Consider the following 23,754-nt stretch of genomic DNA (forward strand, 5'->3'; position numbering starts at 1 on the left):
CCCCGAAGGGCTTCATCGTTCGACTTGCATGTGTTAAGCACGCCGCCAGCGTTCGTCCTGAGCCAGGATCAAACTCTCCGTGAATGTGCACCCGTAATCGGGTAACCACTCGCGTTGAGCGGGACGGTCACGTCGGAATAAGACCGACCGTCCACAGCGTCCTCGCTGTAGTGTCGCCACCCCCCGAAGAGGATGGACTTTTTTTTCAAAGGAACCTCGACCATCCGAAGATGGACGGGGTATCAACTGATCTGGCGTTGATTTTTGGCACGCTGTTGAGTTCTCAAGGTGCGGACGCTTCCTTCGGTCCCGATCTCCGGGCCCTCCGGGCGCTTCCTTCGTTTCCGACTCTATCAGATCCTTTCGGCGTCTGATTCCCAGTCAGCGGGATTTGTCTTTCCGGCCGTTGGGCCGTTCCGACGAGTGAGACTTTAGCGGATTCCCTGCCCCCGACGCTAATCGGGCCGCTGCGCTCAAACCTTCGAACGCGGATTCCTCATTTCGCAAAAACGCACGGAAAGCATGACGGCGCGACAAAGCGTCGTCGGCTTCAGTGGGTCTTGCGGAATGGCTGCCCGGGGCCGACCGGAGTCGGTGCTCACGTCGGACAACTCGGAGAACACTACGGACCGGAGGGTTCCGTGTCAACCCCGGTCCGGCGCCCCTCTGCCCGGGTGCCGGAAGGCGTTGCGGTAGTCCCGAGGGCTGGTGCCCAGGTGGGAGGCGAAGTGCTGGCGCATCGTGACCTCGCTGCCGAAGCCGGCGCGGCGCGCCACCTCGGGGAGGGGGTGGTCGGTCCGCTCCAGGAGCTTCTGGGCCGCCGCGACGCGCTGGGTGACGATCCAGTGGAGGGGGGTGGTTCCCGTCGTGGCCTGGAAGTGGCGGGCGAAGGAGCGGGGGGACATCCCGGCGAGGGCGGCCAGGCTCGCGACGGTGTGGGGTTCGGCGAGGTGGGCCAGGGCGTGGGCGCGTACGGCGGCGAGGGCGTCGGCGTCGCGGTCGGCGCGGGGCGTGGGGTGCTCGATGAACTGGGCCTGCGTCCCCGTGCGGAAGGGGGCGGTGACCATGGAGCGGGCGATCGCCGCGGCGGCTTCGGCGCCGTGGACGGTGCGGACGAGGTGGAGGCAGAGGTCGATGCCCGCGGCGGTTCCGGCGGAGGTCCAGATGCCGGTGTCCTCGACGAAGAGGGCATCCGGCTCCACCCGGACGGCGGGGTGGCGGTCGGCCAGGGTCCTGGCCAGGTGCCAGTGGGTGACGGCGCGGCGGCCGTCGAGGAGGCCGGCGCGGGCGAGGACGAAGGCGCCGGCGCAGAGGGAGGCGACCGGGATGCCGGCGGTGTGGGCGCGGCGGAGGGCGTCGAGGACGGGGGCCGGGAGGTCGGCGTCGGGGTCCTCGATGCCGGGGACGACGACCAGGTCGGCGGGGGTGAGGTCGTCGAGCCAGGTGAGGGGGCGGTCGGGGGTGAGGGTGAGGCCGCCGCGGAGGGGGATGGGGGTGTCCGGGTCGGCGGCGGTCCTGCGGAGTTCGAAGGGTGGGAGGCCGCGGAGGGTGCGGTCGGTGTCCCAGACCTCGGTGATGACGGAGATGTCGAAGGCCCGGATGCCGGGGAAGGAGAGGAGGGCGATGCGCTGGGGGCGGGTGGTGGGGGTGCGGGACACGGTTGGCAGTAAACCATCGATCGCTGGCATTCGCCCCTCTGGGAGGTGGGGGTCCGCGGCGGGAGGATCGTGGTCATGGAGATCAACGAGAACGCGGCACTGGTGGTCGTCGACGTGCAGAAGGGCTTCGAGTCGGAGTTCTGGGGCCGGCGGGACAATCCGGGGGCCGAGCGGAACATCGCGGCTCTGATCGACGTGTGGCAGGAGACCGGGCGGCCGGTCGTCTTCGTGCGGCACGACTCGAAGCAGGCGGGTTCGCCGCTGGAGCCGGGGACCGAGGGGAACGGGTTCAAGGACTTCGTCGAGGAGCGGCGGGGGAAGGGGTCCGGTCCCGAGCTGCTCGTGACGAAGTCCGTGAACTCCGCCTTCTACGGGGAGCCCGACCTGGACGCCTGGCTCAAGGGGGCCGGTGTCGGGCAGTTCGTGGTGGTGGGGATCCAGACCAACATGTGCAACGAGACCACCGCGCGGATGGGCGGGAACCTCGGGTACGACGTGCTGTTCGCGCTGGACGCGATGCACACCTTCGACCTGGCCGGGCCGTTCGGGTGGACGCAGTCGGCCGAGGAGCTGACCCGGGCGACGGCGGTGTCGCTGCACGGCGGGCGGTTCGCCCGGGTCGTGAACACGGAGGACGTGCTGAAGGGAGCCGGGGCCGCCTGATCAGCTGTTGCCGGAGGCGAGCTCGCGGCTGCGGTCGCGGGCCGCTTCCAGGGCGGCGATCAGGGCGGCGCGTACGCCGTGGTTCTCCAGCTCGCGGATGGCGCTGATGGTGGTGCCGGCCGGTGAGGTGACGGCCTCGCGGAGCTTGACCGGGTGCTCGCCGCTGTCGCGGAGCATCACGGCGGCGCCGATGGCGGCCTGGACGATGAGGTCGTGGGCCTGGGCGCGGGGCAGGCCGAGGAGGATGCCGGCGTCGGTCATGGCCTCGACGAGGAAGTAGAAGTACGCGGGGCCCGAGCCGGAGAGGGCTGTGGCGGCGTCCTGCTGGGACTCGGGGACGCGGAGGGTCTTGCCGACGCCGCCGAAGATCTCCTCCGTGTGGGCGAGGTGCTCGGGGGTGGCGTGGCTGCCGGCCGAGATGACGGACATGCCCTCGTCGACGAGGACGGGGGTGTTCGGCATGACGCGGACGACGGGGGTGCCGGCGGTGAGGCGGTCCTCGATGAACGAGGTGGGGATGCCGGCCGCCGCGCTGATGAGGAGGCGGTCGGCGGTGACGTGGGGGGCGAGCTCGTCGAGGAGGCGGCCCATGTCCTGCGGCTTGACGGCCAGGATGAGGGTGTCGGCGCGCTTGGCGGCCTCGGCGTTGGTGACGGTCTCGACGCCGTAGCGGGCGCGGAGCTCCTCGGCGCGTTCGGCGCGGCGGGTGGTGACCAGGAGGTTCGCGGGGCGCCAGCCGGCGCGGATCATGCCGCTGAGGAGCGCTTCACCGATCTTGCCGGTGCCGAGGACTGCGACGGTCTGCGTCATGGGTCTTTCACCTCGCCGGAGGGGGTACGTGTCGCCATCCTCGCACCGGCGGGGCCGGGGGTGCGTGGGGTGTCCGAGGGGCGGTCAGGCGGTGCGGCGGCGGAGGGTGGCCGCGCCGAGGCCGAGGACCAGGACGGCGCAGCCGGCGACGACGAGGGCGTCGCGGACGAAGGCGGCGGTCATGTCGGTGTGGCGGAGGACCTCGTTCATGCCGTCGACGGCGTACGACATGGGGAGCACGTTCGAGATCGCCTCCAGGGCGGGGGCCATGCGGTCGCGCGGGGTGAACAGACCGCAGAGCAGGAGCTGGGGGAAGATCACGGCCGGCATGAACTGGACGGCCTGGAACTCGGACGCGGCGAAGGCGGAGACGAAGAGGCCGAGCGCGGTGCCGAGGAGGGCGTCGAGGAGGGCCACCAGGAGGAGGAGCCAGGGGGAGCCGGTGACGTCGAGGCCCAGGAACCGGACGGCGAGGCCGGTGGCCAGGACGGACTGGAGGACGGCGACGAGCCCGAAGGCGAGGGCGTAGCCGGCGATGAGGTCGGCCTTGCCGAGGGGCATGGCGAGCAGGCGTTCCAGGGTGCCGGAGGTGCGTTCCCTGAGGGTGGCGATGGAGGTCACCAGGAACATCGTGATGAGCGGGAAGATGCCGAGGAGCGAGGCGCCGATGTCGTCGAAGGTGCCGGGGCTGCCGTCGAAGACGTAGCGGAGCAGGAAGAGCATCAGGCAGGGGACGAGGAGCATCAGGGCGATCGAGCGCGGGTCGTGGCGCAGTTGGCGCAGGACGCGGGCGGAGGTGGCGAGGGTGCGGTTCGCGTTCACGGTCGGTGCTCCTGGGTCCGGGTGGTGGTGCGCGCGCGGTCGCGGGCTGCCGCCGCGTCGACCAGGTGCAGGAAGGCCTCTTCGACGGTGGCCGTGTCGTTGCGGCGGCGGAGGGCCTCGGGGGTGTCCTCGGCGAGGATCTCGCCCTCGCGCATGAGCAGGAGCCGGTGGCAGCGCTCCGCCTCGTCCATGACGTGGGAGGAGACGAGGAGGGTGGTGCCCCGGTCGGCGGCGATCCGGTGGAAGAGGTCCCACAGGTCGCGGCGGAGGACGGGGTCGAGGCCGACCGTGGGCTCGTCGAGGACGAGGAGTTCCGGGGTCCCGAGGAGCGCGACGGCGAGGGAGACCCGGCTGCGCTGGCCGCCGGAGAGCCGGCCGGCGAGGGCGTCGGCGCGGTCGGCGAGGTCGACGTCCCCGAGGGCCCGGTCGACAGCGGTGCGGCGGTCGTGGCGGTGGGCGCGGCCGGGGAACAGGACGGCGGCGAAGTAGTCCAGGTTCTGGCGGACGGTGAGGTCGTCGTAGACGGACGGGGCCTGGGTGACGTAGCCGATGCGGGAGCGGAGGGCGGGGTCGCCGGCGGGGCGGCCGAGGACCTGGAGGGTGCCGCCGACCCCGGCCTGGGTGCCGACGATCGCGCGTATGAGGGTGGTCTTGCCGCAGCCGGAGGGGCCGAGGAGGCCGGTGATGCGGCCGGTGGGGACGGTGAAGTCCATGCCGCGGAGGACCTGGCGGTCGGCTCTTGTGGCGGTGAGGTCCTGGGCGATGACCGCTGCGCTGTGCGCGGGGTCGCCCGGCGGCGGATAATTCATCATGTGATGAATAATGGGCCTGGGGGTGGGGGGCGTCAAGGGCTTGGGGGGGTGCGCCGCCCCTGTGGTGCGGGTTCGGGCGCGGGACGCGGAGGCGCCGCTGGAGGACGCCGTCCCGTGTGCCCACCCGCCCCTCGAAGAAGGATGGGTGGGCACACGGCGGGCGGGTGGGCTACTTGCGCTTCGGCTTCTTGCGGGTGGCGGGGTCGCCCGTGCGGGAGGCGCGGCGCTTTTCGTACTGCGCCACGGCCGTCTCGTGCTCCGCGCGGTGCAGTTTCTCGCCGGGGGCCTCGACGAAGCAGCGCGCGGCGTAGGCGAGGAGGGAGCCGATGAAGCCGATGGCCTTCAGGCTGCGGAGGGACTCCTCGCGGGCCGGGTCGGCCGGGCGGCGGAGGAAGCCCTCCCAGGTCTTGGCGAAGGCGATGGCGCTGCAGACGGCGAACATGACGACGACCAACGTGTTGACGAGGCCGCCGACGTCGGCGACCTGCAGGCCCTCGTAGGCGAAGCGCAGCACGAAGCAGGCCGCGACGGCGGCGGCGAGCGCGCCGGCGGCCAGGCCGGCGCGGCGCAGCGCGTAACGGCCGTCGTGGTCGACCCAGGTCGTGCCGAAGAAGCGGATCTCCTCCGGCTGCGGGCCGGAGGGGGTGCGGGTCTCGGCGGGGGTCTGCTCTGCGTCGCTCACAGGGTCGATTATCCCCGGGGCCACGGGGAAGGGGTCAGGAGCAGCGCGGTGCGACCAGGTCGTCGCTTCCCGTGTGCACGTACGCGTCGGAGACGTACTCGCCCGGCGCGATGCTGTCCCAGATGTTCGTGGTGCCGTAGGGGCCGCTGACCCACTCGCCGTACTTCTGGCAGTTGATCGCCACCGTGGCGCCGAGCGGCAGCGTCCGGACGACCGGGTACCTGGTGCTCGGGCCCGAGCGCACGTTGACCCGGTAGCCGGGCGCGACCTCGTAACGCGTGGTCATGACGTCCTCCCCCTGTGGCGCAAAAGCGCTGCGCCGAGTTTCACTCTCCGCGACGCGCAGGCTAGCAAGCTCCACCGACATCGCGGGCCCCATGGACTAGGCTCCGTCGGGTCGCGCAGGTGAGCGCGATGTGACGGGGACTCACACGGGGGTGGGCGATGCCACCGTTGCGCGGCACCGGTACCGATCGGTATGCGGAGGAGCCGGAGTACGCGGGCGACTACCGCCTCCAGGCCTGTCTGGGGGCCGGCGGCATGGGCGTCGTGCACCTGGCGAATTCCGCCTCCGGGCTGCGCCTCGCGGTCAAGGTCGTGCACGCACGGTACGCGGAGGACCCCGAGTTCAGGGCGCGTTTCCGCCAGGAGGTCGCGGCCGCGCGCCGGGTCAGCGGGGCCTTCACCGCGCCGGTCGTCGACGCCGATCCCGATGCCGTGCGCCCCTGGATGGCGACCCTCTACGTGCCCGGCCCCACCCTCGCCGACCAGGTGAAGCGGAACGGCCCGCTGTCCCCGGCCGAACTGCGCCGGCTCACCGCCGGGCTCGCGGAGGCGCTGCGCGACATCCACCGGGCCGGGGTCGTCCACCGCGACCTCAAGCCCAGCAACGTCCTGCTGACCGACACCGGTCCGAAGGTCATCGACTTCGGGATCTCCCGGCCGGTCGACAGCGACCTGCACACGGAGACGGGCAAGCTCATCGGCTCGCCGCCGTTCATGGCGCCCGAGCAGTTCCAGCGGCCGCGCGAGGTCGGGCCGGCGGCGGACGTGTTCGCGCTGGGCTCCGTGCTCGTGCACGCGGCGACGGGACACGGCCCGTTCGACTCCGACAGCCCGTACATCGTGGCGTACCAGGTCGTCCACGACGAGCCGGACCTGACGGGGGTGCCGGCGGACCTGGCACCGCTCGTCGCCCGCTGCCTCGCCAAGGAGCCCGTCGAGCGGCCGACCCCGGCCCAGATCATGCAGGCGCTGCTGCCCCCCTCGTACGCGGCCGAGGCCTTCATACCGGCGCAACGGCGGCGGCCCGCCCTGCCCGGCGGCGAGACCGGGCCCGCGCCCGCGTGGGACGCGGACACGCCGGTGCGGGCCCCCGCGCCGGTCCCGCCGCCGCGCGTCCCCCGGGTCCGGATCCGGCCGCGCCCGACGATCGCCGTCGCCGCCGCGCTCGCGCTGACCGCGGCCGGCCTGTACGCGGCGCTCAGCCGGCCGGCGGACCGGGGACCCGAGACCCCGACGAGCCCCGCCGAGGTGGCCACCTCCTTCGCCGGCTGGCGGACCGGGCTCCAGGAGCACGGCCCGTCGGCCGCGCCCGCCTGTGTCCACGGCGCGGGCGCGCTGTACTGCGCGGCCCGGGGCGTCGGCCTCGCCCGGCTCGACCCGGTGACCGGGCACGTCCTGTGGTCGCGGACCGGGCCCGTCGAACAGGAGAGTCCGGCCGCCCCCGTGTTCCTGGCGGACGGGCTGGTCGGAGCCGCCGCCCCCACCGGGCCGCTGAAGGCGTACGCGGCCGGGGACGGCTCCCCCGGCTGGAGCGCCGCCGGGGGCCTTCCCGAGACGTACCGGCCGGCCGGGTCCGCCGTCGTCCTGTCCGACGGCGTCGGCGGCGTCCGGGCGGTCGACGCCCGCGGCGGCGAGGAGCTGTGGCGGCACGGCCTGACCGGCTTCCGGGTCCCGCGCCCGGGACCGTACGACGCGGCCTCCGGGCTGCTCACCGTCTCCGAGACCTCGCCCGACGGTTCGCGCACCCGGATCGGCGCGATCCGCCCGGCCACCGGCGAGGTGGTCTGGCAGCGGGAGCTGGACGGCGACCTCGGTCCGCTGGGCCGCACCGACGACGGCAGCCTGGTCCTCGCCTCGTTCTACGACACCGATCTGGCCGACGCCCTCGTCCTGGTGGGTCCTGGCGACGGCGGCCGGGGCGCGGTGCGCAGGCTCGCCCTGCCGCACCGTATCGACCTGCGGGGCGTCGCCGTGCGCGGCGGCGTCGTCCATCTGCTCGCCGCGGACGGGCACCTCACGGCCTTCGACACCGCCGCCGAGAAGGGGCGGACGCTGTGGGACCTGGAGACGGCCGCCGGGAACGTGTCCCTGCCGGTCCTCGGGCCGGGCGACCGGCTCTACTTCTCCGTCCAGGACGGCCGGCTGTTCGCCGTGGACACCGCGCGCGGTGCGGTGATCGGCCAGACCCGGCCGCGGCTGCGGAACGGCCGGCTCGGATACGCGCCCCTGGTCCCCGCGCCGCTGGTCGCCGGGGACCGGGTGTTCGGGACGGCGCCGGACGGCTCCGTGTTCGCGGTGGACGCGCGCGATCCGGCCGCCTGGTGAGCGTCTGAGGCGTACGGACGAGGAGGGGGAGCGGGCCGTGGCGGCCCGCTCCCCCTCCTCGTAGGTCCTGCCGGGGTCAGCCCAGCTTCGTCACGTCCCGGACCGCGCCCTTGTCGGCGCTCGTCGCCATCGCCGCGTACGCCCGCAGAGCGGCCGACACCTTGCGCTGCCGGTTCTTCGGCGCGTACACGCCGCCGAGGGCCTCGCGGCGGGCCGCGAGGGTGGCGTCGTCGACGAGCAGCTCGATCGAGCGGTGGGGGATGTCGATGCGGATGCGGTCGCCGTCCTCGACGAGGGCGATCGTGCCGCCCGAGGCCGCCTCCGGGGAGGCGTGGCCGATGGAGAGGCCCGAGGTGCCGCCCGAGAAGCGGCCGTCCGTGACGAGGGCGCAGGTCTTGCCCAGGCCCCGGCCCTTGAGGAAGGAGGTCGGGTAGAGCATCTCCTGCATGCCGGGGCCGCCCTTGGGTCCCTCGTAGCGGATGACGACCACGTCGCCGTCCTCGACCTGCTTGTTCAGGATCTTCTCGACGGCCTCCTCCTGCGACTCGCAGACGACGGCCGGGCCCTCGAAGGTCCAGATGGACTCGTCGACGCCGGCGGTCTTCACGACGCAGCCGTCGGCGGCGAGGTTGCCGTGCAGGACGGCGAGGCCGCCGTCCTTCGAGTACGCGTGGGCCGCGTCGCGGATGCAGCCGTTCGCGGCGTCCGTGTCGAGGGTGTCCCAGCGCTCCGACTGGGAGAAGGCGGTCGCCGAGCGGACGCAGCCGGGGGCCGCGTGCCACAGCTCGACGGCCTCCTCGGAGGGGGAGCCGCCGCGCACGTCCCAGGTCTCCAGCCACTGCTTGACGGAGGGCGCGTGGACGGCGTGGACGTCCTCGTTCAGCAGGCCCGCGCGGTAGAGCTCGCCGAGGATGGCCGGGATGCCGCCGGCGCGGTGCACGTCCTCCATGTAGTACGTGCGGTCCTTGGCGACGTTCGGGGCGACCTTGGCCAGGCAGGGCACGCGGCGCGAGACCTCGTCCATGTCCGGCAGGCCGTAGTCGAGCTCGGCCTCCTGGGCGGCGGCGAGCAGGTGCAGGATCGTGTTGGTGGAGCCGCCCATGGCGATGTCGAGGGCCATGGCGTTCTCGAAGGCCCCGCGGGTGGCGATCGAGCGCGGCAGGACGGAGTCGTCGTCCTCGCCGTAGTAGCGGCGGGTGAGGTCGACGACGGTGCGGGCCGCGTTCTCGTACAGCGCCCTGCGGGCGGTGTGGGTGGCGAGGACCGTGCCGTTGCCGGGGAGGGAGAGGCCGATCGCCTCGGTCAGGCAGTTCATCGAGTTGGCGGTGAACATGCCGGAACAGGAACCGCAGGTCGGGCAGGCGTTCTCCTCGATGCGGGCGATGTCCTCGTCCGAGATCTTCGGGTTCACCGCGTCGGAGATCGCGTCGACCAGGTCGAGCGTGCGGACCGAGCCGTCGACGAGGGTGGCGCGGCCGGACTCCATCGGACCGCCGGAGACGAAGACCGTCGGGATGTTGAGGCGCAGGGCGGCCATCAGCATGCCGGGGGTGATCTTGTCGCAGTTGGAGATGCAGATGAGGGCGTCGGCGCAGTGCGCCTCGACCATGTACTCCACGCTGTCCGCGATCAGGTCGCGGGAGGGCAGGCTGTAGAGCATGCCGCCGTGGCCCATGGCGATGCCGTCGTCGACGGCGATCGTGTTGAACTCGCGGGCGATGCCGCCGGCGGCGGTGATGGCCTCGGAGACGATCCGGCCGACCGGCTGGAGGTGGGTGTGGCCGGGGACGAACTCCGTGAAGGAGTTGGCCACGGCGATGATCGGCTTCCGGCCGATGTCCGCGCCGGGTACACCGGAGGCGCGCATAAGGGCGCGTGCGCCCGCCATGTTGCGGCCGTGGGTGACAGTGCGGGACCTCAGCTCGGGCATCGTCGCTCGCTCCTCGTGACGGGTGTGCTTGCTTTCGAGCGTACGCCGACGCTCCAAGATCTGGACGGGGTGTCCGGAATGCGGGACGGGTGTTCAGGTCCCGGACGGCCGGGCGGGTCTTCCGCCGCCGGCCCGCTCAGGCTTCGGTCAGGTAGCGCTGGAGGGTCGGGGCCACCTGCTCGACGATCCGCTCCGGGTCCGCCGAGGCCAGCGGCTCGACCTGGATCACGTACCGCATGATCACGATCCCGATCATGTGCGAGGCGGCCAGCTCCGCGCGGAAGCTCGGGTCCGGCACGTCCAGCTCGGCCGCGATCCGCTCCAGGAGCCGGCGCAGCACGAAGGTGCGCAGCACCTTGGCCGCCGCCTCGTGGGTGAGCGCGGAGCGGACGATCGCGAGGAGCGGGGCGCGGGACGCCGGGTTCTCCCAGACGCCGATGAAGAAGCGCGCGAGCCGTTCGCCGATGGCCTCGCGCGGGCCGCCGAGGATCGCCGGGACGACGGTCGCGGGCTCGAAGGAGACCTCGACGGCGGCGGCGAAGACCTCGTCCTTCGTGCCGAAGTAGTGGTGCACGAGCGCCGGGTCCACCCCGGCGGCCTTGGCGATGCCGCGCACCGAGGCCTTGTCGTAGCCGCGCTCGGCGAACTGGGCGCGGGCCGCGTCGAGGATGCGCTCGCGCGCGCCCGGCCCGCTCTCCTCCTCGGTGCGGGACGGGCGGCCGCGCCGGCGCGGGGCCGGGTCGGTCATGGGCGGGGGGCCCGCTCGCTCGGGCGGGCGGTGGAGGCCAGGTGGAGACGGGTGAAGGCCAGGGCCTCCGCGAGGTCGGCCTCGCGTTCGGCGGCCGACATCGCGCGGCGGGTGTTGACCTCGATGACGACGTGCCCGTCGAAGCCGGTGAGCGCGAGCCGCTCCAGGACCTCGGCGCAGGGCTGGGTGCCGCGCCCCGGGACGAGGTGCTCGTCCTTGGCGGACCCCCTGCCGTCGGCGAGGTGGACGTGGCCGAGCCGGTCGCCCATGCGGTCGACCATCGCGAGGGCGTCGGTGCGGGCGGTCGCGGTGTGCGAGAGGTCGACGGTGAAGTGCCGGTAGTCGTCCTTGGTGACGTCCCACTCGGGGGCGTAGGCCAGCATCTCGCGGTCCTTGTACCGCCACGGGTACATGTTCTCGACGGCGAAGCGCACGTCCGTCTCGTCCGCCATCCGCCAGATGCCGGTCACGAAGTCCTTGGCGTACTGGCGCTGCCAGCGGAACGGCGGGTGCACGACGACCGTCGACGCGCCGAGCCTCTCGGCCGCCGCCCGGGCGCGCTGGAGCTTGACCCACGGGTCGGTGGACCAGACGCGCTGGGTGATGAGGAGGCAGGGGGCGTGCACGGCCAGGATCGGGACCCGGTGGTAGTCGGAGAGCCGTCGCAGTGCCTCGACGTCCTGGCTGACCGGGTCGGTCCACACCATGACCTCGACGCCGTCGTACCCGAGGCGCGCGGCGATCTCGAAGGCCGTCGCCGTCGACTCCGGATAGACCGAGGCCGTCGACAGGGCGACCTTCGCATCCGGGATGCGCACCACTGGTTCTGCCACGGGGACAGGGTACGGGGCGGGCCGGGGGGCAGGGGGGTGGTTCCGGTCACGCCCGGGGCGTCGGGGCGGCGGCGGCCCTGGTCACGCCGGGGGCGCCGGGTTACGGGTGGTCCTGGTCACGCCCGGGGCCCGGTCGGGGCACCGGGCTGGGGGTGGTCCCCGTCGCGCCCGGAGGCCCGCCGGAGCGCCGGGCCGGGGGTGGTCCCCGTCGCGCCCGGGGCGCCCGGGGCGCCCGGGTCGGCCGGGTCGGCCGGGTCGGCCGGGTCGGCCGGGTCGGCCGGGTCGGCCGGGTCGGCCTCAGTGTTCCGGCAGGTGGTCCAGGCGGCGCAGGATGACTCCCTCGCGCAGGGCCCAGGGGCAGATCTCCAGCTCCTCGACGCCGAGGAGGTCCATCGCGCCCTCCGCGACGAGCGCGCCCGCGAGGAGCTGTCCGGCGCGGCCCTCCGAGACGCCGGGGAGGGCGGCGCGCTCGGGAACCGTCATGCCGGCCAGGCGCGGGACCCACTCCTCCAGGGACCTGCGGGTCAGGATCCGCTGGACGTAGAGGCCCTCCCCCGAGCCGGGCGCGCCGGCGATCCTGGCGAGCTGCTTGAAGGTCTTGGAGGTGGCCACGACGTGGTCGGGGCGGCCGAAGCGGCTGAACTCGCCGACGGTACGGGCGATCTGCGCGCGCACGTGGCGGCGCAGCGCCTTCACGTCGGCGGTGTCGGCAGGGTCGCCGGGCAGCCAGCCCGCCGTGAGGCGGCCGGCGCCGAGGGGCAGGGAGACCGCCGTGTCCGGGTCCTCGTCGATGCCGTACGCGACTTCGAGGGAGCCGCCGCCGATGTCGAGGAGGAGCAGCTTGCCCGCGGACCAGCCGAACCAGCGGCGGGCGGCGAGGAAGGTGAGGCGGGCCTCCTCCTCGCCGGTGAGGACCTGGAGGTCGACGCCGGTCTCGTCCTTCACGCGCGCGAGGACCGCGTCGGCGTTGCTGGCCTCGCGGACCGCGGAGGTCGCGAAGGGCAGCACCTCCTCGCAGCCCTTGTCCTCGGCGGCCAGGAGCGCGTCCCGCACGGTCGCGATGAGCCGCTCGACGCCGTCGGGCGCGATCGCGCCCCGCTCGTCGAGCAGTTCGGCGAGCCGCAGCTCCGCCTTGTGCGAGTGGGCGGGCAGGGGCCGGGCGCCGGGGTGGGCGTCCACCACGAGCAGGTGCACTGTGTTCGAACCGACGTCGAGGACTCCGAGTCTCATGGGCGGAACGCTACTGCGCCTCCCCGCATACGCTTGGGGGTGTGCCAAAGACGAAGAAGGCGAAGCAGGACAAAGACCGCGGCGACGACGTCGACGTGAAGACGGCCAGGACCGCGCACGCGGCGAAGGCCGTGAAGGCGGTCAAGGTCGGGAAGCAGAAGCGGGGCGAGGCCGAGGAGCCCGACGAGAAGGGCCTGGACTTCGCGCGCGCGTGGGTCGAGTTCCCCGACCCGACCGACGAGGAGCAGGTCTTCCGCTGCGACCTGACCTGGCTGACCTCGCGCTGGACGTGCATCTTCGGCAACGGCTGCCAGGGCATCCAGGAGGGGCGCCCCGACGACGGCTGCTGCACCCTGGGCGCGCACTTCTCCGACGAGGACGACGAGGAGCGGGTCGCCGGGCACGTGGCCCGGCTGACGCCGGAGCTGTGGCAGTTCCACGACGTCGGCACGGAGTCGGGCTGGGTGCAGCTCGACGAGGACGGCGACCGGCAGACCCGCCGCTGGGAGGGCTCCTGCATCTTCCAGAACCGGCCCGGTTTCGCGGGCGGCGCGGGCTGCTCGCTGCACATCCTGGCGATGAAGGAGGGCCGGGAGCCGCTGGAGACGAAGCCGGACGTGTGCTGGCAGCTGCCGGTGCGGCGGACGTACGACTGGGTCGACCGCCCCGACGACAGCCGGGTGCTCCAGGTGTCGATCGGCGAGTACGACCGGCGCGGCTGGGGGCCGGGCGGCCACGACCTGCACTGGTACTGCACGACGGCGTCCTCGGCGCACGTCGGCGCCGAGCCCGTCTACGTCTCGTACCGGCCCGAACTGGTCGAGATGATGGGCGAGGAGGCGTACGGGGTCCTGGCAGGGCTGTGCGAGGCCCGGCTCGCCTCGCAGCTGCCGCTGGTGGCCCCGCACCCGGCCGACCCCTCCTAGGAGCTAGGAGGAGGACGGGGGCGGTTCCTCCGGTGACGACGGAGGCGTGCCCGGGTCCGGGTCCGCGGGCGGCGTCGTCGGCTCGGTCGTGGGCGGCGCCGTCGGTTCCGTCGTGGGTTCCGTGGTCGGCGGCGGGGTCGTGGGCTCGGTCGTGGGCGGCGTCGTCGGTTCCGTCGTGGGCGGGGACGTCGGCGGAGCGGTCGGTTCCGTCGTGGGCGGGGACGTGGGCGGGGTGGTCGGTTCCGTCGTCGTGACCGGCGGGGGCGTGATGACCCGGCCGGTCGGCGGCTTGGCCGGGCCCTGTCCTTCGATCCTGATCACCCCGCCCGAGGGGTTCACCCCCACGCGCGCGCTCCAGGCCCCGGCGGGGGCGCGGCCGTGGTCGACGCGGACGGCGATCGTGATCGTCTCGCCGGGGCGGAGCGTGCCGGAGGCCCGGCTCACGTACAGCCAGGGGGCGTCCGTCCACAGCGACCAGTCGACGGGCGAGCCGCCGGCGGCGGTGAGGGTGAGCAGGGTGACGTCGCCGTGGCCGGTGGCGGCGACCGTGATCCAGCCGGCGGCGGGTTCGCCGGGCCGGGCCGGTTCGGTGGGGGCACCGGGGCTGACGACCTCGACGGAGACGTCGGGGGCGCGGCTGCCCCGGGTGAAGCGCGGCTCCGGGGTGGCGCGGGCGTTGCCCGCGTTCTCGTACCGGTCGTAGGGGCCGCCGTCCGGGCCGGCCGGCTCGTCCGCCTCGCGCGCGCTGATCCCGGCCCCGCCGTGGCCCGCGGCCACGTCCGAGGTGCCGCGGTAGGAGGTCCACAGGGCGAGGACGGGGGCGGCGACCACGGCGGCGACGACCGTGGTGGTCACCGCGCGGGCCCGCATCCGGTCGCGGCGGGCGACGTGGTCCTTCGGGTCCATGGGGAAACCGGTCGGCGCGAAGCGCGGGGCGCCGGCACGCGCGCGCGGGACGTGCAGCATCGCCATGTACGCGGCGGCCCGGGGCGCCTCGACGAGCGGCAGCCGGTCCGCCGGGAGGGCCGTGGCACCGGGCCAGGGGCCGGCGGCGCCGACGCGCTCGGCCGCCCGGCGACAGCGGGGGCAGTCGTCGACGTGCCGGACGAGCTCGGCGCGCAGGGCGGCCGAGAGGAGCACCCGGTGGTCGCCGGTGAGGCGGGCGACGGTGGGGCAGCTGCCGGTCTCGACGACGGCGAGGGCGGCGCGGGTGCGCTCGACCTCGCAGCCGGCGGTGGCGAGGAGCTCGCGGGCGGCGAGCGGGTCGAGGGAGAGCACGGCGGCGACCTGGCGGTGGCTGAGCCCGTGCCGCACGGCGAGCTCCAGGGCCTCGCGCTGCTCCGGCGTGGTGCCCGCGGCCTCCGGCCAGGCGAGCAGGGCGAGCTCGGCGCGGCGCCGCTCGGCGGTCTCCTCGGAGACCCGGGGCGGCTCGGGGGCGGCGACGGCCGGGCGGCCGGTGTGGGCGCCCTGGCGCTTGCCGCGCTGCTCGCCGAGGCTGCGCAGACAGGCCCAGCGGGCGAGGGCGTACAGCCAGGCCGTGCGGCCGTCCTCGTCGGAGGGACAGCGGCCGTGGTGGCGCTCGGCGACGGCGAGGACGTCGCCGAGGACGGCGGTGGCCGTGTCGTGGTCGCAGAGCACGGAGAGGCAGTACGTGAAGAGGCCGTCGAGGGCGGCCTCGTAACGGGCGGGGGGACGCCGGCCGAGCGTGCGCGGTCCCTGGCCCGTGGCGCGGTGCGCCCGGTGTGCGCCGGTGGTGCGTGCGGGGGGATCCAGCCTGCTGCTCGTCACTGGGCGACCGTAGGCAGGGCGGCGGGCACTCTTCGTACCGGTCGCGCCATTCTCATTCTTACGGGTGAAGCTACCGCTCGAAAGGGGACAGGAAGCGGGTGTTCCGCTGCCGTGGGGCTCCCCTTGTGGACGGCCGGGGCCCGTTGTCGGTGGCGGCGGATACGGTGTGGTTCATGGCTGCCCGTACGAAAACCGCCAAGGACCGGCCGTCCTACCGCTGCACCGAGTGCGGCTGGCAGACGGCCAAGTGGCTCGGCCGCTGCCCCGAGTGCCAGGCCTGGGGGACGGTCGAGGAGTACGGCGCGCCCGCCGTCCGGACGACCGCCGCCGGCCGCGTCTCCACCGCCGCCCTCCCCATCGGCCAGGTCGACGGCCGGCAGGCGACCGCCCGCTCGACCGGCGTCGACGAGCTGGACCGGGTCCTCGGCGGGGGCCTGGTGCCCGGCGCCGTCGTGCTGCTCGCGGGGGAGCCGGGCGTCGGCAAGTCCACGCTGCTGCTCGACGTGGCGGCCAAGGCGTCGAGCGACGAGCACCGCACGCTGTACGTCACGGGCGAGGAGTCCGCGAGCCAGGTCCGGCTGCGCGCCGACCGGATCGACGCGCTCAGCGACCACCTGTACCTGGCGGCCGAGACCGATCTGTCGGCCGTCCTCGGGCACCTCGACGCCGTGAAGCCCTCCCTGCTGATCCTGGACTCGGTGCAGACCGTCGCCTCCCCCGAGATCGACGGCGCGCCCGGCGGCATGGCCCAGGTCCGCGAGGTCGCGGGAGCCCTCATCCGGGCCTCCAAGGAGCGCGGCATGTCGACGCTCCTCGTCGGTCACGTCACCAAGGACGGCGCCATCGCCGGTCCCCGGCTGCTGGAGCACCTGGTCGACGTCGTCCTGAGCTTCGAGGGCGACCGGCACGCGCGCCTGCGCCTGGTCCGGGGCGTGAAGAACCGGTACGGGGCGACCGACGAGGTCGGCTGCTTCGAGCTGCACGACGAGGGCATCACGGGGCTCGCCGACCCCTCCGGGCTCTTCCTGACCCGGCGTGACGTGGCCGTGCCCGGCACCTGTCTGACGGTCACCCTGGAGGGCAAGCGTCCGCTGGTCGCCGAGGTGCAGGCGCTGACGGTCGACTCGCAGATCCCGTCGCCGCGGCGGACGACCTCGGGCCTGGAGACCTCCCGGGTCTCCATGATGCTGGCGGTCCTGGAGCAGCGCGGCCGGATCAGCGCGCTGGGCAAGCGGGACATCTACAGCGCGACCGTCGGCGGCGTGAAGCTCACCGAGCCCGCGGCCGACCTGGCGATCGCACTCGCGCTGGCCTCCGCGGCGAGCGACACCCCGCTCCCGAAGAACCTGGTGGCGATCGGCGAGGTCGGGCTCGCGGGCGAGGTGCGGCGGGTGACGGGCGTGCAGCGCCGGCTCGCCGAGGCGCACCGCCTCGGCTTCACGCACGCGCTGGTGCCGGTGGACCCGGGGAGGGTGCCGGCCGGCATGAAGGTGACGGAGGTGGCGGACATGGGGGACGCGCTGCGGGTGCTGCCGCGGAGCCGACGGGCGAAGGGCACGGAGGAGGGTGCGGGCGGCTGACCGAGCCGGAGGGGACCGGCGGCCGGGCGGGGCCGGCGAGGGGGCGGGCGCCCGACGGGCCGGTTCTCGGGGGCGGGCGCCCGGCCGGCCGACGAGGGGGCGGGCGCCCGGCCGGGCCGGTTCTCGGGGCGGCGGGCAGGCGGGAAAACCGTCTCCGGAGGTGCGCCCGACCACCCCGCCCGGAGGTCCTCCCGGGCGGGTTCCGGGGGAGGAACACGGGCCCACACCTCTGCGGCGGACCCTCCGCCGAGGTGGTGTCGCTAGACTTTGCCCTGGTCTCGCCCATCCGTACGAGCCGGAGGAGTGCAGTGGCAGCCAAGGACGGGGCAGCAGCTCCTGGAAAGTCCGGCGCGGGCTCCGGCAACGAAGCACTGATGCGCGCCGCCCTGAGCGCGGTCGCGCCGGGCACCGCGCTGCGCGACGGCCTGGAGCGGATCCTCCGGGGAAACACGGGCGGGCTCATCGTCCTCGGCCTGGACAAGGCGGTCGACTCGATGTGCACCGGCGGGTTCGTGCTGGACGTCGAGTTCACCGCCACGCGCCTGCGTGAGCTGTGCAAGCTCGACGGCGCGCTCGTCCTCGACAAGGACATCACCAAGATCCACCGCGCGGGCGTGCAGCTGGTTCCGGACGCCTCCATCCCCACCGAGGAGACCGGCACCCGCCACCGCACCGCGGACCGGGTCTCCCGGCAGTGCAACTTCCCGGTCGTCTCCGTCTCGCAGTCGATGCGCCTGATCGCGCTGTACGTGGGCGGCGAGCGCCGGGTCCTGGAGGAGTCGGCCGCGATCCTCTCCCGCGCCAACCAGGCGCTCGCGACCCTGGAGCGGTACAAGCTGCGGCTCGACGAGGTGGCCGGCACGCTCTCCGCCCTGGAGATCGAGGACCTGGTCACGGTCCGGGACGTCACCGCGGTCGCGCAGCGGCTGGAGATGGTCCGCCGGATCGCCACCGAGATCGCCGAGTACGTGGTGGAGCTCGGCACCGACGGGCGGCTCCTCTCGCTCCAGCTCGACGAGCTGATCGCGGGCGTGGAGCCGGAGCGCGAGCTGGTGATCAGGGACTACGTGCCGGAGCCGACGGCGAAGCGCTCCCGGACGGTCGCCGAGGCGCTCACCGAGCTGGACGCGCTCACCCACACCGAGCTCCTGGAGCTCCCGGTCGTGGCGCGGGCCCTGGGCTACAGCGGCTCGCCCGAGACCCTCGACTCCGCGGTCTCGCCGCGCGGCTACCGCCTCCTGGCGAAGGTGCCGCGACTGCCCGGCGCGATCATCGAGCGTCTGGTGGAGCACTTCGGCGGGCTGCAGAAGCTGCTCGCGGCGAGCGTGGACGACCTCCAGACCGTCGACGGCGTCGGCGAGGCGCGCGCCCGCAGCGTCCGCGAGGGCCTGTCGCGCCTCGCGGAGTCCTCGATCCTGGAGCGGTACGTCTAGGAGGCGGTGCGCCCAGGCAGGCACGTCCGGGAGGCGTTACGCCCAGACGGGCACGTCCAGGAGGCGTTACGCCCAGACGGGCACGTCCGGGCGGTAGGTCCGGTACGTACCGCCCGGCTCAGTCCTTCGCGAGTCGGAACGACGCCGCGAGCACCTTCGTGCCCGGCAGCTCCGCCTCCACCAGATAGGTGCCGGGGTCCGCCTGGCCCGCCGGGGTGGTGGCGCACTGCGGGGCGCTGCGGCGGCGGTCCCATTCCACGGTGTGGGTGATGGTGGTGTGCGCGGGGACGCTCAGCAGGAGCGGGGCGCCGGGGCGCGGGCAGTCGGCGGTGGACCAGACCTCGTCGTCCCGGTCGTCACTGATCGTCAGGACGGCGTTGCGGGGCCCGAAGTCGGCCTTGCAGGTGGTGTTCGAGGTGTTCTTCGCGACGAGCTGGAAGCGGGGCCTCTCCCCCGCCTCGTAGGTGACCTTGGTGGAGCGGAGGGTCAACTCCAGGGCTCCGGCCGGGCAGTTGGGGAGCGAGGAGTCGGCCGGGACCTGTCGTCCCGCGCCGGTGCCCGCGCCTGCGTCGCCGCCGGCTCCGTCGGTGCCGCCGTTCTCGCCGGTGCCCGTGGCGCCTCCCGCGCCCTCGGCGCCGGAGTCCGCACCGGTGCCGGTGCCCGCGTCGGCACCCGCGTCCGTGCCGGAGCCCCCCGAAGCGCCGTTGTCGCCCGCGGTCCCGCCGGAGTCCCCCGACTCGTCGCGTCCGCCGGGCTGTTGGCTGATCGCCGGACCGGAACCGGAGGGCCCGGGGGTGATCGACGGCGGGGTCGGCGACGAGCCGTTGGCGGAGTCGTTCGACTTCTTCCCGCCGCCGTCGCCGGAGGTGACGGCCCACACGGCGAGGAGCGCGAGCAGCGCCACCAGGCACGCCGCCACCGCCCTCCGTCGCCAGTAGATGGTGGAGGGAAGCGGCCCGACCGGATTGCGCAAAGATCCCACGACCCGAACCTTACGAGAGATCCGGCCCAACTCCCGCCCCACCCGCCGCCCCAGACCTCAAGTTTTGCCGATGATCACATCCTTCGGTCCGGGGAACTTTTCCCCGGACCCCGACGGAACCCCGACGGGGGCCGAGGGAAACCGTAGGGAACCGGCGCGAATCGCGGCCCCCCACTTTCGCCAGGGGCCCTTCCGGCCGTTGGCCCGGGGCGACGGACTCCGGATTCCGGTTAGCGTCATGCACCATGAACACCCTTCTCGACCTCTCCGACCGTCTGTACCTCGACGTCGCCGACTTCGCCCACTCCACGCCCCACTGGTTCCAGTGGCTCGCCGAGGTGTGGACGGAGCTCGGGCTGCTTCTCTTCGGCGTCCTGTTCCTCGTCGGCTGGTGGCGCTCCCGGGAGGGGTCGAGCCGGGCGATGGCACTCGCACTGCTCGCCCCGGTCGCCACCGGCTTCGGTTACGTGGCGAGCGAGGCCCTGAAGTCGCTGGTCGACGAGGAACGGCCCTGCCGCGCGGTCACCGGCGCGCCCGTCTCGCTCGTCGTCTGCCCGCCCCACGGCGACTGGTCCTTCCCCAGCAACCACTCGGCCATCGCGGGTGCCGCCGCGATCGCCCTCGCCCTGTCCTGGCGCGGGATCGTCTGGCTGACCGTGCCGATGGCGCTGCTCATGGCCTTCTCCCGGGTCTTCGCCGGGGTCCACTACCCGCACGACGTGACCGTCGGTCTGCTCGCCGGCGCCCTGATCGCCCTCCTCGTGATGCGGGCGGCGGAGCGGCCCGTGCGGTCGCTGGTGGAGACGGCCCGGTCGAGCCGGAGCTCGGCCGTGGTGTGGTGCGCGGGGCGCGGGCCGAGTGCGCACGCCCCCGCGCACTCCGGGCGGCGCTCTCGCGCACGCCACGGCGCGTACTGATCACGCCGGGGACGTGCCAGGATCGGGGGTGCCATGACTTCTTCCATCGACACTCCCCCCACGTCCACGGCCCCCGCCGGCCCGGCGCTCCCCGCCGAGCTGCACGGGCCCGTCCTCGCCTGGTTCGACCGGCACGCCCGCGACCTGCCCTGGCGCCGCCCCGAGGCCGGTGCCTGGGGCGTCATGGTCAGCGAGTTCATGCTCCAGCAGACCCCGGTCGTCCGGGTCCTCCCGGTGTACGAGCAGTGGCTGGCGCGCTGGCCGCGCCCGGCCGACCTGGCCGCCGAGGCCCCCGGCGAGGCGGTCCGCGCCTGGGGCCGGCTCGGCTACCCGCGCCGGGCGCTGCGGCTGCACGCGGCGGCCGTCGCCATAACGGAACGGCACCACGGCGACGTGCCCCGCGACCACGGGCAGCTGCTCGCGCTGCCCGGGATCGGCGAGTACACGGCGGCGGCGGTGGCCTCCTTCGCGTACGGACAGCGGCACGCGGTCCTGGACACCAACGTGCGCCGGGTCTTCGCGCGGGCGGTGACCGGCGTCCAGTACCCGCCGAACGCGACCACGGCCGCCGAGCGGCGGCTCGCCCGGGCGCTGCTGCCGGAGGACGAGACGACGGCCTCCCGCTGGGCGGCCGCCTCCATGGAGCTGGGCGCCCTGGTGTGCACGGCGAAGAACGAGGACTGCGGGCGCTGCCCGATCGCCGAGCGGTGCGCCTGGCGGCTCGCGGGGAAGCCGGCGCACGACGGTCCGCCGCGGCGCGGTCAGACGTACGCCGGGACCGACCGGCAGGTGCGCGGCCGGCTCCTCGCGGTGCTGCGGGAGTCGGCGGAGCCGGTGACGCAGGCGGCCCTGGACGCGGTCTGGGACGAGCCGGTGCAGCGGGGCAGGGCCCTGGACGGGCTGGTCGCGGACGGTCTCGTCGAGCCGCTGGAGGGCGACCGGTACCGGCTGCCGCTGTCCTGAAGGCCGCTTCCGACCCGTTTGAGGCCCCGCTCCCCCGGGAGCGGGGCCTCAAACCTTTTCCGCCTCCGCTGTTACACAACCGATGGGTAGCCGTGCGTCGACCGACGGCTGGCCCGCACAGCCCCGTGACAACCGCTCCGTAGCGTCGTCCACGACACGAGGAACAAGGTCACGGGGATCGGAGGCGGTTGGGATGCGGCAGGGCGAGGTGCTCGACTTCGAGGAGTACGTACGCACGCGGCAGGACGCGCTGCTGCGCAGTGCCCGACGGCTCGTCGCCGACCCCGTCGACGCCCAGGACCTGCTCCAGACGGCGCTGGCCCGTACGTACGGCCGTTGGGACGGCATCGCCGACAAGTCCCTCGCCGACGCCTATCTGCGCCGGGTCATGATCAACACCCGGACCGAGTGGTGGCGCTCCCGCAAGCTCGAGGAGGTGCCGACCGAGCAGCTCCCGGACGCGAGCGTCGAGGACCCGACCGAGCAGCACGCCGACCGCGCCCTCCTCATGGACGTCCTGAAGGTGCTCGCGCCGAAGCAGCGCAGCGTCGTCGTCCTGCGCCACTGGGAGCAGATGAGCACCGAGGAGACGGCGGCGGCGCTCGGCATGTCGACGGGTACGGTGAAGTCGACGCTCCACCGCGCGCTCGCCCGGCTCCGCCAGGAGCTGGAGAGCCGTGACCTCGACGCCCGCGCCCTGGGGCGGGCGGGGGAGCGGGCGACCGTACGAGGCGACGAAGGGGGGCGGGAGCGGTGCGCGGCCTAGACGGCGGATCCGACGGAGACGGCAGAAGCCACGACGACCACCCCGAGCACGGCCCCGGGGACTCGACGGGCCCGAGGGGCCCCGAGGGCTTCACGGGCCCGAGGGGACTCGGTGGCTCCGACGGCTCCGACGGCTTCGGCTTCGGCGACGACCGGTGTTCCACCGGGCGCCGCCGCCCGCGCCGTACCGTCAAGGCGGCGAGCGTCACGGCCACGGCCGGGCTCGTCGCCGTCGGGCTGTCCCTGGCCGCCTGCTCCACCGGCGGCACCGGCTCCCGCGACGAGGGCGCGGCCCGCACCGACGAGATCGCCGCCGCGGCGCCCACCCCCTCCGCCTCCGGCACCGCCGGCCCGCAGTCGGCCGAGCGGGTGGATCCGATCGCGCTCCTGAAGGCCGACCCGAAGATCGGTCAGCGGCTGAAGAGCGATCTGAAGCCGTGCGTGGCGGACGCGTACCCCGTGGACGCCTCCTACGGCGACCTCACGAACGCCTCCGCCCCCGACGTCGTCGTCAACGTGATGACCTGCGGTGACGCCGTCGGCATCGGCACGTACGTCTACCGCAAGCAGAGCGACCGGTACGAGAACGTGTTCATGGCCGAGGACGCGGCGGTCTACGCCACGATCGACCGGGGCGACCTCGTCGTCACCAAGCAGGTGTACGCGAAGGGCGACCCGGTCGCGTACCCCTCGGGCGAGGACGTGATCACCTACCGCTGGTCGGGAAACAGGTTCACCCAGCACGACTGGGTGCACAACGACTACAGCAGGGCCGTCGGCGACGGCACCGGCCCGGAACCCGCGCCGGCCGAATCCTCCGCCGACTGAGCCGTGGAACGAGAGAACGCACAGACCCCGAAGGGCACGCACGATGGCCGAAACCCTTGTCCTGTTCGTCGAGGACGACGACGTCATCCGTGAGGCCACCCAGCTCGCCCTGGAGCGGGACGGCTTCCGGGTGACCGCCATGCCCGACGGGCTCTCCGGCCTGGACGCCTTCCGGGCGCAGCGGCCCGACATCGCGCTCCTCGACGTGATGCTGCCGGGGATGGACGGGGTCAGCCTCTGCCGCCGCATCCGCGACGAGTCGACCGTGCCCGTCATCATGCTGTCGGCGCGCGCCGACTCGATCGACGTCGTGCTCGGCCTGGAGGCCGGGGCCGACGACTACGTGACCAAGCCCTTCGACGGCTCGGTGCTCATGGCCCGCATCCGGGCCGTGCTGCGCCGCTTCGGGCACGCGGGCGGCGCCGGCGCGGGCGAGCGGGGGGACGCGCCGGACGGCGGCGGGCTCCTCGTCTTCGGCGACCTGGAGGTCGACACCGAGGGCATGGAGGTCCGCAGGGGCGGGGCGCCGGTGGCGCTGACACCGACCGAGATGCGGCTGCTCCTAGAGTTCTCGTCGGCGCCGGGCACGGTGCTGTCCCGGGACAAGCTCCTGGAGCGGGTCTGGGACTACGGCTGGGGCGGTGACACCCGGGTCGTGGACGTCCACGTGCAGCGGCTGCGCGCCAAGATCGGCCAGGACCGGATCGAGACCGTGCGCGGCTTCGGCTACAAGCTCAAGAGCTGACCGCATGATCGACAGGACGTTCCCCGAGA

The 23,754-nt window shown here is 73.9% G+C and carries 22 protein-coding genes and 1 rRNA gene; 10 read left to right on the forward strand and 13 right to left on the reverse strand.

Features of this window, described 5'->3' with window-relative positions:
* Together ACZ66Z_RS12560 and ACZ66Z_RS12565 are read right to left on the reverse strand one after the other, a co-directional pair.
* Positions 1-84, reverse strand: a 16S ribosomal RNA gene (locus ACZ66Z_RS12560); the annotation flags it as partial.
* Positions 85-644: 560 nt separating this feature from the next.
* Positions 645-1,688, reverse strand: a complete 1,044-nt coding sequence (locus ACZ66Z_RS12565; RefSeq protein WP_469933946.1) for a GlxA family transcriptional regulator — start codon at positions 1,686-1,688, stop codon at positions 645-647.
* Positions 1,689-1,733: 45 nt separating this feature from the next.
* Between ACZ66Z_RS12565 and ACZ66Z_RS12570 the strand changes: the two genes are divergently transcribed.
* The gene (locus tag ACZ66Z_RS12570) at positions 1,734-2,321 is read left to right on the forward strand and encodes a cysteine hydrolase family protein (RefSeq protein ID WP_469933947.1); all 588 of its coding nucleotides are present in this window, start codon (positions 1,734-1,736) and stop codon (positions 2,319-2,321) included.
* Here ACZ66Z_RS12570 and proC read toward each other — a convergent pair whose 3' ends face one another.
* From proC to ACZ66Z_RS12595, 5 genes are all read right to left on the reverse strand, one after another.
* Positions 2,322-3,131, reverse strand: coding sequence for a pyrroline-5-carboxylate reductase (gene proC, locus ACZ66Z_RS12575; RefSeq protein ID WP_469933948.1), 810 nt, complete (start codon positions 3,129-3,131; stop codon positions 2,322-2,324). It abuts the gene before it with no gap.
* Positions 3,132-3,215: 84 nt separating this feature from the next.
* Positions 3,216-3,953: an ABC transporter permease gene (locus tag ACZ66Z_RS12580; protein ID WP_469933949.1), complete on the reverse strand. Its 738-nt coding sequence runs from the start codon at positions 3,951-3,953 to the stop codon at positions 3,216-3,218.
* Positions 3,950-4,765 carry an ABC transporter ATP-binding protein gene (locus ACZ66Z_RS12585; protein WP_469933950.1) on the reverse strand — a complete coding sequence of 272 codons (816 nt, stop codon included), beginning with the start codon at positions 4,763-4,765 and terminating at the stop codon, positions 3,950-3,952. Before ACZ66Z_RS12585 ends, ACZ66Z_RS12580 begins: the two co-directional genes overlap by 4 nt.
* Before the next feature lie 169 nt (positions 4,766-4,934).
* Positions 4,935-5,447: a hypothetical protein gene (locus tag ACZ66Z_RS12590; protein WP_469933951.1), complete on the reverse strand. Its 513-nt coding sequence runs from the start codon at positions 5,445-5,447 to the stop codon at positions 4,935-4,937.
* 34 nt (positions 5,448-5,481) lie between these two features.
* On the reverse strand, positions 5,482-5,814 hold the full coding sequence (locus ACZ66Z_RS12595; protein ID WP_469933952.1) for an SH3 domain-containing protein: 333 nt from the start codon (positions 5,812-5,814) through the stop codon (positions 5,482-5,484).
* A gap of 77 nt (positions 5,815-5,891) precedes the next feature.
* On the opposite strand from ACZ66Z_RS12595, the gene ACZ66Z_RS12600 reads away from it, so the two are divergent.
* Positions 5,892-8,057 (forward strand): protein kinase domain-containing protein, encoded by a 2,166-nt coding sequence (locus ACZ66Z_RS12600; protein WP_469933953.1) that lies wholly within the window; start codon positions 5,892-5,894, stop codon positions 8,055-8,057.
* A 76-nt stretch (positions 8,058-8,133) separates the two neighbouring features.
* Here the strand turns inward: ACZ66Z_RS12600 and ilvD are convergent, their stop codons facing one another.
* From ilvD to ACZ66Z_RS12620, 4 genes are all read right to left on the reverse strand, one after another.
* Positions 8,134-9,987 (reverse strand): dihydroxy-acid dehydratase, encoded by a 1,854-nt coding sequence (gene ilvD, locus ACZ66Z_RS12605; RefSeq protein ID WP_469933954.1) that lies wholly within the window; start codon positions 9,985-9,987, stop codon positions 8,134-8,136.
* A 136-nt stretch (positions 9,988-10,123) separates the two neighbouring features.
* On the reverse strand, positions 10,124-10,735 hold the full coding sequence (locus ACZ66Z_RS12610; RefSeq protein WP_469933955.1) for a TetR/AcrR family transcriptional regulator: 612 nt from the start codon (positions 10,733-10,735) through the stop codon (positions 10,124-10,126).
* Positions 10,732-11,568: a sugar phosphate isomerase/epimerase family protein gene (locus ACZ66Z_RS12615; RefSeq protein WP_469933956.1), complete on the reverse strand. Its 837-nt coding sequence runs from the start codon at positions 11,566-11,568 to the stop codon at positions 10,732-10,734. The genes ACZ66Z_RS12610 and ACZ66Z_RS12615 overlap by 4 nt, the downstream gene beginning before the upstream one ends.
* A gap of 297 nt (positions 11,569-11,865) precedes the next feature.
* On the reverse strand, positions 11,866-12,798 hold the full coding sequence (locus ACZ66Z_RS12620) for a Ppx/GppA family phosphatase (RefSeq protein ID WP_469933957.1): 933 nt from the start codon (positions 12,796-12,798) through the stop codon (positions 11,866-11,868).
* A gap of 131 nt (positions 12,799-12,929) precedes the next feature.
* Between ACZ66Z_RS12620 and ACZ66Z_RS12625 the strand changes: the two genes are divergently transcribed.
* Positions 12,930-13,724, forward strand: coding sequence for a DUF3109 family protein (locus ACZ66Z_RS12625; protein WP_469934259.1), 795 nt, complete (start codon positions 12,930-12,932; stop codon positions 13,722-13,724).
* Positions 13,725-13,727: 3 nt separating this feature from the next.
* Here ACZ66Z_RS12625 and ACZ66Z_RS12630 read toward each other — a convergent pair whose 3' ends face one another.
* Entirely contained in the window at positions 13,728-15,512 is a 1,785-nt protein-coding gene (locus ACZ66Z_RS12630) for a BACON domain-containing protein (RefSeq protein WP_469933958.1), read from the reverse strand.
* 173 nt (positions 15,513-15,685) lie between these two features.
* On the opposite strand from ACZ66Z_RS12630, the gene radA reads away from it, so the two are divergent.
* Together radA and disA are read left to right on the forward strand one after the other, a co-directional pair.
* Positions 15,686-17,092: a DNA repair protein RadA gene (gene radA / locus ACZ66Z_RS12635; protein ID WP_469933959.1), complete on the forward strand. Its 1,407-nt coding sequence runs from the start codon at positions 15,686-15,688 to the stop codon at positions 17,090-17,092.
* 308 nt (positions 17,093-17,400) lie between these two features.
* Positions 17,401-18,525: a DNA integrity scanning diadenylate cyclase DisA gene (disA, locus tag ACZ66Z_RS12640; RefSeq protein WP_469933960.1), complete on the forward strand. Its 1,125-nt coding sequence runs from the start codon at positions 17,401-17,403 to the stop codon at positions 18,523-18,525.
* Positions 18,526-18,643: 118 nt separating this feature from the next.
* Here the strand turns inward: disA and ACZ66Z_RS12645 are convergent, their stop codons facing one another.
* Entirely contained in the window at positions 18,644-19,507 is an 864-nt protein-coding gene (locus ACZ66Z_RS12645) for a hypothetical protein (protein ID WP_469933961.1), read from the reverse strand.
* Positions 19,508-19,752: 245 nt separating this feature from the next.
* On the opposite strand from ACZ66Z_RS12645, the gene ACZ66Z_RS12650 reads away from it, so the two are divergent.
* The 5 genes from ACZ66Z_RS12650 to cseB all read left to right on the forward strand — a co-directional run bounded on the left by ACZ66Z_RS12650 (position 19,753) and on the right by cseB (position 23,725).
* The gene (locus ACZ66Z_RS12650; RefSeq protein WP_469933962.1) at positions 19,753-20,424 is read left to right on the forward strand and encodes a phosphatase PAP2 family protein; all 672 of its coding nucleotides are present in this window, start codon (positions 19,753-19,755) and stop codon (positions 20,422-20,424) included.
* Positions 20,425-20,457: 33 nt separating this feature from the next.
* Positions 20,458-21,387 carry an HhH-GPD family protein gene (locus ACZ66Z_RS12655; RefSeq protein ID WP_469933963.1) on the forward strand — a complete coding sequence of 310 codons (930 nt, stop codon included), beginning with the start codon at positions 20,458-20,460 and terminating at the stop codon, positions 21,385-21,387.
* A 193-nt stretch (positions 21,388-21,580) separates the two neighbouring features.
* Positions 21,581-22,153: a SigE family RNA polymerase sigma factor gene (locus ACZ66Z_RS12660; RefSeq protein ID WP_469933964.1), complete on the forward strand. Its 573-nt coding sequence runs from the start codon at positions 21,581-21,583 to the stop codon at positions 22,151-22,153.
* On the forward strand, positions 22,141-22,980 hold the full coding sequence (locus ACZ66Z_RS12665) for a hypothetical protein (protein ID WP_469933965.1): 840 nt from the start codon (positions 22,141-22,143) through the stop codon (positions 22,978-22,980). The genes ACZ66Z_RS12660 and ACZ66Z_RS12665 overlap by 13 nt, the downstream gene beginning before the upstream one ends.
* Before the next feature lie 43 nt (positions 22,981-23,023).
* Entirely contained in the window at positions 23,024-23,725 is a 702-nt protein-coding gene (gene cseB / locus ACZ66Z_RS12670; protein WP_469933966.1) for a two-component system response regulator CseB, read from the forward strand.
* Positions 23,726-23,754 lie beyond the last annotated feature (29 nt).

This window comes from Streptomyces sp. NPDC107498, assembly GCF_055582805.1.